Origin of the sequence: Segatella copri, from assembly GCF_026015465.1 — a bacterium.
Classification (GTDB): domain Bacteria; phylum Bacteroidota; class Bacteroidia; order Bacteroidales; family Bacteroidaceae; genus Prevotella; species Prevotella copri_E.
This window is the reverse complement of record NZ_JAPDUQ010000001.1, coordinates 809,073-822,868: the sequence shown is the minus strand read 5'-3', so window position 1 is coordinate 822,868 and position 13,796 is coordinate 809,073. Positions and strand designations below refer to the sequence as shown.

Sequence of the window (13,796 nt, the reverse complement as noted above, 5' to 3'; positions counted from 1 at the left end):
GTTTCAAAAAAGAATTAGTATTTTTGTGCTCATAATAAATACAACTATTGATGGAAAGACTTTATAAAAACTTAACTATACTATTTTGTATGATTCTTCTTCTAGGTTCTTGCACCCAGAAGAATGTGGTGATTGGTGTGTCGCAATGTTGCGGTGGAGTTTGGCGCGAGAAGGTGAATAATGAGATGCGACTGGCGCAGTATCAATATAAGAATGTGGATTTGCTGTTTACTACTGCAGAGAATGACGGGCAACGCCAGGCTCGTCAGATAGACAGTATGATAGCCAGGAAGGTAGATTTAATCGTGGTGGCCCCTGATAACGTGAATGATGTAACTCCTGCCATCGAGCGAGCTTATCGTGCGCATATCCCGGTTATCCTCTTCGACAGAAAGGTAAAGACACCCCATTATACAGCTTCCATCGGTGGCGATAATGTAGAAGCGGGTAGGGAAGTAGCACGCTTTCTTGCCAGTAAACTGGATGGAAAAGGTACCGTTGTTGAGATTACGGGCTTGAAGGATGCTTCCCCTGTCATTGAGCGCCATCGTGGTTTCCACGAGGTGATGAAGAATTATCCGGGAATCAAGGTGGTTACCCTGGAAAGCAACTGGAAGATGGAGCGTGCCCAGGAGTTAATGAAGCAATATCTGGATAAGGGCGGACATGCGGATGGCGTGTTCGGACATAGCGACTTGGATGCCATAGGAGCCTTTCTGGAAGCAGAGAGACGAGGCATTGATAAGCAGATACTGATAGTAGGCATTGATGGATTGCCTGGAGAATGGGAAGGAGTGGATAGAGTGAAGAGAGGACAGTTTGCAGCTTCTTATGTCTATCCTACCCAGGGCGAAAAGATTATGGAATTGGCGATGAATATCCTTCAGGGTAAACCCTATAAGAAGAATAATGTGATGAAATCATTTCTTGCTACCCCGGAGAATTGTGATGCCATCGCCCTGCAATATCAGGATTTGGAAGCCAAGATGAAGAATCTGGATCAGATTTCTGACAGTCTTGATTCTTATTCAAAGGTTTCCCGTATCCAGAAATGGATGCTTGTGGTCGCCTTTATTGTAGTTCTGATTCTGTTCTTTGTCATCTACTATATATATAAGGTATATAGAAAGAAGCTGCAGAAACAGAAAGCCGTGGCTCGTGGATTCATCGAGAACAAAGAGGGCTGGGCTGCTGAACTGAATCATCTGGATGAGAGTGATCGTTACTTCATGGACCGTTTCAAGAAGAAGATCCTTGAGAATATGGGCAATGCTGATATGAAGATGGATGATTTGGGAGCCCAGATGCTGTTGAGCAAGGTGCAGCTCTATCGCAAGGTGAAGGCGATGACGGGGAAAACGCCTGCCGAGCTCCTGAAAGAGATGCGCCTGCAGAGAGCCTATACGCTCCTGCAGCAGACTGATAAGACTATAGCTGAAGTCTCGGCAGAAGTAGGCTTTGCATTACCGGGCTATTTCTCTTCCTGTTTCAAGAAGCAGTTTGGAGTTCTTCCTACCGATTTTAGAAATGAACAGGCATCTAAAAAGAAATAGTTTTCTAACTCCTTTAAAATAAGTATTTTAAAATCGTGGCGTAAGATTCGAAAATCGTTTCATGTAACATAATTACTGTTGCAGGAACGATTTTTTTTATTTATGTTACCATTCTTTGCCTAATTTTGCAGCAGAAATTAAAAACAATTTTGAAACTTAAAACGTTAGAAATAGTATGAACAATCTTTCAAAATTACTAATGAGCTCTGCGCTCTGTGCTGTTTGCACCGTAGCTAGTGCACAACAGGTAAATGTAAATGGCATTGTGAAAGATGCTGCTGGTGAGACAGTCATTGGTGCATCTGTCATGGTGAAAGGCACAAAGACTGGTACTGTTACTGATTTTGATGGTAACTTTCATGTAGAATGTGCTCCTGGTTCCACACTTGTTATATCATATATTGGATATAAGACGCAAGAAGTAAAGGCTTCAGAAAATATGGAGGTAACACTTCAGGAAGATGCCAACGACTTGCAGGAAGTAGTTGTAACAGGTTATACCACTCAGCGAAAGGCCGATTTGACCGGTGCTGTATCCGTTATGAATATGAAGGAACCTGTCAGTGCTTCTGATCCTAACATGCTCAACTCTATGCAGGGTAAGCTTGCTGGTGTACAGATTGTAACTGATGCTGCTCCTGGTGGTGGCGGTTCTTCTATCGTAGTTCGTGGTATGAGTTCTATCAATGGTGGTAGCCCTCTTCTCATTGTTGATGGTATTGCTACATCAGAGAACATGAACTCTATCAACCCTGCCGACATCGAAAGTATCCAGGTTCTGAAGGATGCTTCTTCTGCATCAATCTATGGTTCTCGTGCTGCCAATGGTGTTATCATTATCACTACCAAGCAGGGCAAGGGCGAAAAGCTAACCGTAAATGTTAACTATGCTGCCAGCTTGCAGACAGTGGGAAAGACTTACGATATGCTGAATTCTACAGAATGGGGCCAGGCTTATTGGGCTGCCGCAAAGAATTCAAACATCGCTCCTTCTCATCCTTATTATGGTAGTGGTGATACTCCTCAGCCTATCGCAGGCTTGGCAAATACAGATTGGCAGGATCAGGTGTATCGTTCCGCATGGACTCACAATCTATCTGCCAGTGTATCTAACAGCTCTAAGAAGGGTAGTGTGATGTTCTCTGCCAACTATATTAATCAGAATGGTTTGATTGACTATACTTTCTATCGTCGTTACTCTGCCCGTTTGAACTCTAATTACAATATCTCTGATTATGTAAAGGTAGGTGAGAACCTGATGGTAGCTAAGTTCCAGGATCATGGTGCTTCTACAGGCAATGAGCGTGGTATTCCTTTCTTGGCAATGCGCCAGCACCCAGGACTTACCGTTCGTAATGCCGATGGTAGCTTCACTAACCCTATGACAGAGTTGAAATCTGATTATGCTAACCCTGTTCAGCAGCTTTATAATGGTCGCGATGATTCCAACGACAGCTGGCGTATTTTCGGCAATGCCTATCTGGAGTTGACTCCTATCAAAGGCTTGTCTTTGAAGACCAATGTTGGTATCGATCACTCACAGTATTTCAACAAGGTACTTACCCGCAAGACTCTTGCAGCTGATGTCAATGCCTTGAGCCGTGCTTATGGTCAGGGTGATACTTATACATGGACCAATACTGGTAACTATGTCTTCGATATTTGCAAGGATCACCATTTCAATGTGTTGGTAGGTTCTGAGGCTATCAAATATACCTTCGAGGATATCAGTGCCTGGAGAAATCATTATGCTTTCGAGGATGATGACTATATGCAGATTGGTACGGGTGAAGGCACTCAGACCAATGGTGGTGGCAAGTCACAGTGGGCTTTGTTCTCTTTGTTTGGTAAGTTGGATTACAATTATGCCGACCGTTACCTCTTCTCTGCTACCTTGCGTCGTGATGCTACTTCTCGCTTGTATAACAAGAAGAACTCTGGTGTGTTCCCTGCTTTCTCTGGTGCATGGCGCGTTTCTCAGGAGAAGTTCTATCCAAAGAACAATATCGTTAATGATGCCAAGGTGCGTGTAGCTTGGGGACAGAATGGTAACTCTCAGGTAGTTAGCAATTATGCTGCTTACTCTACTTACATCTTTGATAATGGAAATGGTGCCTATGATTTGGAGGGAACAAACAACAGTTACGTTAGTGGTATCAAGTTGTCGGCAACAGGTAACAAGGATTTGAAGTGGGAGACAACAACCCAGACCAACCTCGGTTTCGACCTCTATATGTTCAATAGCAGCTTGAGTGCATCTTTCGATTACTTCTGGAAGAAGACCAAGGATATGTTGACCGTTCCTCCAACACTTTCTGTAGCTGGTGAGAATGCTGGCAAGTGGATGAACACGGGTGATATGAAGAATACCGGATGGGAGTTGACACTCGGTTATAACAGTCCTCAGTATGGCGACTGGTCTTGGAATGGTAACTTCAATATCTCTCATTATAAGAATGAGGTAGTGAAGCTTAACGATTTTGTGAATACCATCGGTGGTGATGTCCGCTTGATGCAAGGTCAGCCAATGGGTGTTTACTATGGTTATGTTTGCGACGGCATCTTCCAGAACGAGGAGCAGGTGGCTAACCATTCAGCCCAGCAAGGCAAGGGCGTAGGCCGTTTGATCTATCGTGATTTGGATGGCGATAATGTTATCACAGACAAAGACCAGTGTGTAATCGGTGATCCTAATCCAGACCTTAGCTTGGGTCTCAACCTGAGCGTAACCTGGAAGCGTCTCACCCTGAGCACCTTCCTTACAGGTGAATTCGGATTTGATATCTATAATACAACCAAGCGTCAGCTTACACTCATGAGTTATGGCGGTACTAGTACAAACCGTAGCAAGGATGTGTTGAACGCATGGTCACCAACCAATACAAGTGCTTCTATCCCAGCCTTGTCACTCGATGACAACAACAATGAGGCTCGCATGTCAACTTATTATGTTGAGGATGGTTCTTACTTGAAGATGAAGTTCATCAAATTGCAGTATGAGTTGCCTAGCCATTGGCTCAAGTGCATCGGTGCTTCTGCTCTCAGTGTGTATGGTCAGATGGAGAATGTATTCACCATTACTGATTATTCAGGTCTCGACCCAGAACTCCCAATGGGCGCTTATGGCGCACGTTTGGATAATGGTCCTTACCCACGCTCTCGTACCTTTACCGTAGGTGTTAATTTGCAATTCTAAGTGTTACACATTAATTATATTATAGATATGAAATTCTCAGTTAATATTAAATATATGGCAGTGGCTGCTGCTCTTATGGGGTCTTCTATCACATTCCAGTCTTGTAACGACTTCTTAGACCTCAAGCCACAGGGTGCTTTTACCGAGGCACAGTTGGATGATAGTTCTGTTGAGGGATTGATGTCTGCGGCATACGCAGGCTTGGAGGCTCACTTCTTCGGAAACAACGAGTCTTTCGCCGGTCCTATCACAAACTGGGTGTTTGATGTTCGCTCTGACGATGCACTCAAGGGTGGTGGTGGAATCTCTATGGAGCAGAATATCCACCAGTTGGAGATTTCAAATATCACCAGCGATAATGCCACAGCGCTCTTCAAGTGGAGAAACGATTTCTATGCAATCTCTCGTGTTCACAAGGCGATGAATGCGATTGATATGGCTGATAACGTGAACAACAAGGAGGTTTTGCTTGGCGAGTTGAAGACGCTTCGTGCTTACTTCTACTTCGACCTGATGCGCATCTTCGACCGCATTCCTTACTTCACAGAGAATGAGGATCCTAACGGTAAGCGCATTGATGAATATACTCGTGATCAGATTTTCGGCTTTATCAAGCAGGATCTGGAGTCAGCTTACAACGTGTTGCCTGAGTCTCAGAGCCAGGTAGGTAGATTCAATAAGTATGTTGCTGCCGCTATCCTGGCTAAGGTGGATGCCTTTACAGGCAATTATGCTGAGGTGGAGAAGTGGAGTGATGTTGTTATCAAGAGTAACAAGTATTCGCTCTACAACAATTATGGCGATATGTCTAAGATTGCATTCAACAATAAGAATGAGTCTGTGATGGCTATTCAGTTCTCTACTGGTAACAACAATATGCACATCAACTGGAGCAATCTTCTGAACACTACCATGTCTGAGGGCAATCTCTTTGGTAATGGTGATGATTTCTTCCTCGGCAGCCAAAACTTGGTTGATGCATTCGCTACAGACGAGAATGGTCTTCCTTATCTGGATGGTTCTGAGCATTACGTAAAGACCTCTGTAGATGGTGCTAATGATTATCAGGGCAATGTAGATCCACGTCTCGACTTCACTGTAGGTCGTTTGGGTATGCCTTTCCGTGGTCATACTTACAATATGAACTGGTGCCGTGCTTACGAAATCTATGGTGAGTATTCTAATAAGAAGTGCATGATTGATCCAAGTTCACCTGATATGGTACAGGGATTCCCTTGGGGTGCTTCTGGCTTGAACTTCTGCCTGATTCGTTATGCAGATATCGTTCTCTTGAAGGCTGAGGCTCTCATTGAGCAGAACAAGGATTTGGCTGAGGCTCGCAATCTGATTAACTCTGTTCGCCAGAAGGCACAGCGTAGTGTAGATGCAGACTATAGCCCAGTGGATCTCGACCCAACAAAGGCCAATTACGAGGTAGGACTTTATCCGGATGATAGCAAATGGACTCAGGACTATGCCCGCAAGGCTGTCCGCATGGAACGCCGTTTGGAGCTTGCCCTGGAGGGTAACCGCTGGTTCGACCTTGTAAGATGGGACAATGTGGTTGATACTGTTAATAAGTACATGCAGTCTGAAAAGAGATATCACTCTTATTACGAGGGTGCATCTATCTCAAAGGATGAAATCTTCTTGCCTACACCTTATGATGAGGTGAACAATTCAAATGGACTTTACAAGTAATCGGGTACGAATTTTTAAAGAATAGACAATTATGAAAAAGTATATATATAGTTTCATAGTAGCTTGCATGGCTCTCTTTGCCATTACATCCTGCTCTGATGTAGATATTCCTGAGGGTGTTAAGGCTCCAAAGGCAGAGAATCTGACCTCGCAGGTAGATGGTAGAACCGTGACATTGAACTGGACTTTGCCAACAGACGAAAACAAGTCGGGTGTGGATATTTATCGCAACAATGCTCTCCTGGAGAGTTTGGGATTGGTCAACTCTGCGGTGTTGGAGTTGCAGCCAGGTAAATCTACGCTTCTCTATACAGTGAAGATGAAGTATGACGATGGTCGTGTTTCTGATGGCGTTTCAACAAGTGTTACCATCAATGCCGAGCCTTCTAAGGTTGCCATCCTGCTTCCTTCAAATGATGCTTCTACTCTTGATGATGATGAGAGCGAAGCCTTGGATTGGTTCAAGAAAACCTATGGTGACAAGGGAGCTGTACTCACACCTTCTGATATCAAGGCAATGAATAAAATTGACCGTGGTCAGTATAGCATGATCTGGATTCAGATAGACCGTGTAGGTTTGGAATACGGCTGGCAGAAGTTGCCTGCAGAAATCGTTGATAACGATGTTGTTGCCAAGTTGAAGGCTTTCGCTCAGTCTGGTGGTAACCTGTTCCTCACCAAGCATGCCACTCAGCTTTCTGCTGCCATCGGTCGTGTTGACAACTCGCTGGCTCCTGGCATCTTCAGTTCTGGCGAAGGTGGTTCCGGTACTGATTATTGGACTACCAATGCCGTAATCGGCAGCAATCAGAATCCTAAGTACGATCATCGTTCACATGCAGCATTTGCAGGTTTGGAGGTACTTCCTGCTAATGATCCTGTTGACAATTACGACCATGAGTCTTATCCTCTGGAGGGTCCTGGTCACCGCGAAGATCATAACTGTATGTGGGATCTCAATGCCTACGACTTGCCATCTAAGGTTCCTGCAGGAAAGAATGTAGTAGATGCGTTCCAGCAGTTGACCAACTCTACAGTACTCGCTACCTGGGGGCATGTAACCGATTATTGCTGTGCGGGTATCGTAGAATTCAAGCCTACAGCAGAATTCAAGGGTACAGTTCTCTGTATCGGTTTGAGCTCATACGAGTTGAATCAGAATCAGGAAGGTGGCAACAAGTTCCAGGCAAACACAGAGCGTTTGACCAAGAACTGCATCGACTATCTTGCAGAATAAAAAATTAAATTAAATAGAAAAAGGAAGGCTGTCTTTGCGAAAACTAACAAGTATCATTCTTTGTTGTGTGCGCAAAGAGGGTCTTCCCTTTCTAAGTTTTAAATTCAATAACCAAACAAGTGAGACATGAAAAAACTCAATAAAGCACTTTTTCTTTCATTTGCCTTGATGGCTTGTGGCAATGCCAAAGCCCAGGTAGTGAAGTTCCCTATGGAGATGTCGGCTGATGCTACTACCATAGAATCAGTCAGCAATCAGAAGTTTCAGGCTCAGGGAGCCTTGGCTCCGGTTTCTGTGGCAGGTGCCCAGGGAAATGCGTGGCGACTGGATGGCTATTCTTCCTGTCTTCAGGCTAAGATAGACCCAACTCTTGTTGATGGGCAAAGCCAGATGACATTCTCTCTTTGGGTAGCACCTGAGTCTTATCCGGTGATGAGGCTGGATGAGGATGGCGAGTGGTTTACTACGATGGTCGGAAACCTAAAGGCTTCCGACTTGAATGTGGTGGAGAGTGGTGATAAAGGATTTGCTTTCCGTCTGGGTTCCCGTGGCACCTACATGTTCATCTGTCATGTAAAGGGCTGGAAAGTGATACTCAAAGCCAGTGACAAGTTGGCGCGTTACAAGTGGAATCATCTGGTGGTAACCGTTGATGCCGAAAACAAGCAGGTGGTAATGTACAACAATGGTGTACAGGTGGCTACAGCCAAGTGTCAGAAAGGTGGCATGAATGGTGGTGCAGCAGATTTCATGATTGGAAAGTCTTTCCAGGATGATAAGGTGGACGGTCTTTTCTGCCTGAATACTTATAATGGCTTGATTGATGATTTTGAAATCTTCAAGGGTATCAACAGCGAAGTGATTAATGAGAAGGCTCAGAACGCCCCTGTCTTGAGTTATTCTCCGGAACGTTATGCTTCTGATATCCTGCGTCCGGCTTTCCATGGTATGCCTTCGGGAGCATGGACCAACGAAACGCATGGAGCTGTTTTCTATAACGGGAAATATCATGTGTTCTTCCAGAAGAATCCTAACGGACCTTATATGACCCGCTTGAACTGGGGACATATCGTAAGCGATAATCTCTATAAATGGGAGGAACTTCCTGTGGCTGTCAGTCCTGAAGAGTGGTACGACAAGAAAGGTTGCTGGTCGGGTTGTGTCTTTACCGATGATGAACTGACGGGTGGCAAGCCAAATATCTTCTATACGGGTGTAGATTATGCCAAGGCTATGTTCTCACAGGCTAAGCCAAAGGATGAAGACCTGTTAGGCTGGCAGAAGTTGGAGAACAATCCGATAGTGAATGGTCGTCCTGATGGATTGAGCGATGACTTCCGCGATTGTTTCCTTTTCCGTGATGGTGATAAGCTCTACATGATTGCCGGTACCTCAAAAGATGGTATAGGTGCCACAACCTTACATCGTTACGATAAGCTCACCGGTAAGTGGAGCAACGATGGCAACATCTTCTTCCGAGGAACCAGTAAGGCACAGGATGGAACGTTCTGGGAGCTGCCTTCCGTTACCAAGTTTGGCAACAAATGGGTGTTTATGGTTACTCCGTTAAACACAAAGCTGGGTGTTCATACCTTGTATTGGACCGGCTGTATCAACAGCGACGGTACTTTTGCTCCTGATAGTGAGGCTCCCAAGACCCTGGAACTTCCGGGTTTCTCAAAGGATGGCTATGGCTTCCTGTCGCCAACCATTTTCCAGAAAGATGGCAAAACCCTGATGTTGGGTATCGTACCTGATAAGTTGCCTGGTGCAGAAAATTATCGCCTGGGATATGCTCACACTTATGGTTTGCCACGCGAAATCAGCCTCGATGCCCAGGGCAATTTGGTTCAGAAACCGTTCGAGGGTCTGAAGGCTATGCGTTCAGAGGTATCTTATGTTCAGAACAACCTTACCTTGCATGGCGAGCAGAATCTTTCGCCTGTAGAAGGAAGAAGTCTGGAACTGAATGGTACCTTTGTTGCTGGCAGCAGCGATTTCGGCTTTACCTTCTTTGGCGATGGCAACAAGCAGGTTCGGCTTACTTACTCTCCTGTAAGTGGAGTAGTGAAGTTGGATGCCAGCGGTATCAACCGTATCGTGCAGGATGATGTCTTTAAGGGAATCTATCAGTCAACATTGGCAAAACCTGTTGCGGCTGGTGAGGAAGTAAAACTTACTGCTTATGTGGATCATTCCATTGTTGATATCTTTGTGAATGATACCTATGCAGCATCAGTAAGAATCTTCCCTCAGAATGTGGATGCAGTCAAGGCTACGGTTTTCAGCGAGGGAACAACACTCGTTAAGTCTTTGCAGGCTTATAAGCTCGATGCCAACAAGGTATCTTCGGGCATTCTGCATGTCCAGAATTCCTCTTCCGCTGTACAGTTTCATGTTGCAGATGGCAGATTGAATTATCAGTTTGTTGAGGAAGGCTATACCTTGAAGGTTTTTGATGTTGCCGGCAGACTTCTGAAATCTCTCTCTGCTTTGGAAAAGTCTGGTTCCATAGCTCAAATAGGCAGCGGGATATTCATCGTGAAGGTCTTGGATGCCCATAATACTTTGGTTTATTCCACGAAGATAGCTTTGGAATCATAGGATTTGGCCTGATAATGAGGAAAAAGTGTTCATTGCTTATTAAAAATGTGTTCATGTTACATATTTATTAGGGTATGAACGATTAGGTGAATCCTTTTTCAGCAAAACTACTAATTTTGCAGCAGAAAACGAGAAGAGGTTATTCTTGAATCGTTTAGTCATGCAAATAAAAACAGTTTAATCCATTGATAGTTGATTGGTTTAGTTGATATAATTAGGATTTTAGTATTTGTTGATAAAAGGGTTTAGTTTTTAGGTTAGTTAGAATTTAAGGATACAGTAGGAATTAATTACTTGACGGGTAAGAGGATTGTTTTTCAGGATACATATAAAAAGTAAAACGTGCTGGAGGCATCATATATAAGATAGTTGCTGAAGGCATCCTATATAAAATTAAGTAGAGTAAACAATTAATTATATACAATCTTATAATATGAAGAAGATTTTTGTTTCAGCGCTTGTCGCTCTTTGCGGTTTCACCGCCAGTTATGCCCAGCAGGCTTCCTTCTTGAGCAATAATCACTGTCTCTATCGCATCAGCCAGGAGAGTCAGAACCAGAAGTGTCTCTTGCTTCCTGTACAGGAGGATGCTGAGATGGCAAATATCAAGGTGATAGCTGACAACAAGCAGGTGAAAGCCCTCAATGTGAAGTTGGCTAAAGACCACGTAGATTATTTCGTACCTCTCTATATGGATGAGTTTGCTGGCTTGAAAGGCCTGGCTCTCGATATCCATGTCAATGGTGATTATAGCAAGGAAGGACTGAATGCCCTCACTTGCTGGAAGGAGATGAAGTTCTCTGATGCTTTCGATATGAAGAATCGCGAGCAGTATCGTCCGGATTTCCATCACACTCCTGCTTACGGATGGATGAACGACCCTAACGGTTTGTTCTATAAGGATGGTGTATGGAATCTCTATTTCCAGCATAATCCTTACGGATCACAGTGGGAGAATATGACCTGGGGACATTCTACTTCCACCGACTTGGTTCACTGGAAGTTCCAGGGTACTCCTATACAGCCTGATGCTGTAGGTACTATCTTCAGTGGTTCTGCCGTGGTTGACAAGAACAATACCTCGGGTTTCGGAAAGGATGCTGTGGTTGCACTTTATACTTCTGCTGCAGAAAACCAGACCCAGAGCATGGCTTACAGTACAGATAACGGCAAGACCTTTACAAAATATGCAGGAAATCCTATTATCACCAGTACTGTGCCAGACTTCCGTGACCCTCACATGTTCTGGAACGAGGACATCAAGAAGTGGAATATGATTCTGGCTGCCGGTCAGCACATGGAAATCTATACTTCTGATAATTTGAAGGACTGGAAACTTGAAAGCTCTTTCGGTGAGAAGTATGGCAACCATGGCGGTGTTTGGGAATGCCCAGACCTGATGAAGCTGAAGGTTCGTGGCACCGATAAGGAGAAGTGGATGCTCATCTGCAACATCAATCCTGGTGGTCCGTTCGGTGGTTCAGCAACCCAGTATTTCGTAGGCGATTTCGATGGACACAAGTTTACTTGCGAGAGCAAGCCTGAGGTAACCAAGTGGATGGATTACGGAAAGGATCATTATGCTACAGTTACTTTTGATAACGCACCAGAAGGTCGCCATGTGGCTATCGCCTGGATGAGCAACTGGCAGTATGCTACTCAGGTTCCTACCCAGCAGTACCGTTCAGGCAACTCTATTCCTCGCGACTTAGGTCTCTTCGAGTATAAGGGTGAAACTTATTGCAGCGTGGTTCCATCTCCAGAGATGACAGCAGCAAGAAGCAAGAAGGCAGGCAAGAAACTTACAGCATCTTGCGAGATGGTAGTGAATCTGAAGGGAAATGCTACTATCACTTTGAGCAACGACAAGGGCGAGAAGGTAGTGATGAACTACGATGCCAAGGCAGAAAACTTCTCAATGGATAGAACCAAGAGCGGTAAGATGGATTTCAGCAAGGACTTCGCTGCAGTCACCAAGGCTCCAACCTATGGCAAGATCAGCCAGCTGCGCATCTTCATTGACAAGAGCAGCATCGAGGCACTGGATGCTGACGGCAAGATGTCCATGACCAATCTCGTGTTCCCAAGCAAGCCTTACAACAAGGTTACTGTAAAGGGAAAGGGTAAGTATCAGGTTTACGACATCAAGTAACCTCATCTGTTAAGAACTGAATCTATAACACTATTGTTTCTAAGAGTGTTACTGATGTAACAATGCAACAAAAATGGTAGCCGATGAACGATATTTTATGATATATTGTATCGTTTATCGCTACCTTTGCACCAGCAAAATAGAAACAATAACGCTAACAATTATGAATAAATCATCAAAGTTATCAATCATCCCGGTGATGCTCTGTTTCTTCGCCATGGGATTTGTAGATTTGGTAGGTATAGCCTCCAACTACGTAAAGGAAGATCTCAACCTCAATGATGCAACAGCCAATCTGTTCCCATCGCTGGTATTCTTCTGGTTTCTCATCTTCTCGGTTCCTACGGGAATCCTGATGAATAAGATAGGTAGAAAGAAGACAGTACTCCTGTCTTTGCTCGTTACCGTTATCTCACTCCTTTTGCCCATCTTTGGCGAAAACTTTGAGCTGATGCTCGTGTCGTTCTCATTGCTCGGCATCGGAAATGCCTTGATGCAGACCTCCCTGAACCCACTGGTTTCGGTGGTGACATCAGGTCAGAACCTGGCATCCACATTGACCTTCGGTCAGTTTGTCAAGGCGATAGCTTCCTTCCTGGCTCCATACATCGCTATGTGGGGCGCCATGGCAAGCATTCCAACCTTCGGTTTGGGCTGGAGAATCCTCTTCCCAATCTATATGGTTATCGGAATCGCAGCTACCTTCTTCTTGGCTGGTACACCTATCGAGGAGGAGAAGAACGAAGGTAAGGCGTCTGGTTTTGGTGAGTGCTTCAAGTTGCTCGGCAAACCTATCGTGCTGCTTTCCTTCATCGGTATCATGTGTCATGTAGGCATTGATGTAGGTACCAATACCACAGCTCCTAAAATTCTGATGGAGCGTCTGGGATGGACGCTGAACGAGGCTGCCTTCGCTACATCGCTCTACTTCATCTTCCGTACCATCGGATGTTTCACCGGTACCGTTTTCCTCCGCATGATGAAGACCCGCACTTTCTTCGTTATCAGCGTAGTGATGATGGCTCTGAGTATGATAGGCATGTGGGTAGGCGAGAGCAAGATGATGCTTTATATCGCCATCGCCCTGGTGGGATATGGCAACTCTAACGTGTTCTCCATGATTTTCTCTCAGGCACTTCTAGCTATGCCTGATAAGAAGAACGAGGTGAGTGGACTGATGATCATGGGACTCTTCGGTGGTACCGTCTTCCCTTTGATTATGGGCTTTGCCAGTGATGCTATCGGTCAGGCTGGTGCTGTGGCTGTCATGGCTGTGGGAGTCGCTTATCTCTTCACTTATATCCGCAAGTTATAATATAAATCATCCGCAATCGTTTATATCGTATATAATAA

At 44.7% G+C, this 13,796-nt stretch carries 7 protein-coding genes; all 7 read left to right on the top strand.

The window, feature by feature from the left end; all coding sequences use genetic code 11:
• The first annotated feature begins 89 nt into the window (after window positions 1–89).
• Entirely contained in the window at window positions 90–1,553 is a 1,464-nt protein-coding gene (locus ONT08_RS03530; RefSeq protein WP_264959257.1) for an AraC family transcriptional regulator, read from the top strand.
• Between the two features lie 175 nt (window positions 1,554–1,728).
• The gene (locus ONT08_RS03525) at window positions 1,729–4,749 is read left to right on the top strand and encodes a SusC/RagA family TonB-linked outer membrane protein (protein ID WP_264959256.1); all 3,021 of its coding nucleotides are present in this window, start codon (window positions 1,729–1,731) and stop codon (window positions 4,747–4,749) included.
• Window positions 4,750–4,776: 27 nt separating this feature from the next.
• Window positions 4,777–6,450, top strand: coding sequence for a RagB/SusD family nutrient uptake outer membrane protein (locus ONT08_RS03520; RefSeq protein ID WP_264959255.1), 1,674 nt, complete (start codon window positions 4,777–4,779; stop codon window positions 6,448–6,450).
• A 31-nt stretch (window positions 6,451–6,481) separates the two neighbouring features.
• Entirely contained in the window at window positions 6,482–7,687 is a 1,206-nt protein-coding gene (locus tag ONT08_RS03515; protein WP_264959254.1) for a DUF4960 domain-containing protein, read from the top strand.
• Window positions 7,688–7,813: 126 nt separating this feature from the next.
• Complete coding sequence (locus ONT08_RS03510; protein ID WP_264959253.1) at window positions 7,814–10,291, top strand: LamG-like jellyroll fold domain-containing protein; 2,478 nt, start codon at window positions 7,814–7,816, stop codon at window positions 10,289–10,291.
• 433 nt (window positions 10,292–10,724) lie between these two features.
• Complete coding sequence (locus tag ONT08_RS03505; protein ID WP_264959252.1) at window positions 10,725–12,443, top strand: DUF4980 domain-containing protein; 1,719 nt, start codon at window positions 10,725–10,727, stop codon at window positions 12,441–12,443.
• Between the two features lie 163 nt (window positions 12,444–12,606).
• Window positions 12,607–13,758 carry an MFS transporter gene (locus tag ONT08_RS03500; protein ID WP_118085911.1) on the top strand — a complete coding sequence of 384 codons (1,152 nt, stop codon included), beginning with the start codon at window positions 12,607–12,609 and terminating at the stop codon, window positions 13,756–13,758.
• Window positions 13,759–13,796 lie beyond the last annotated feature (38 nt).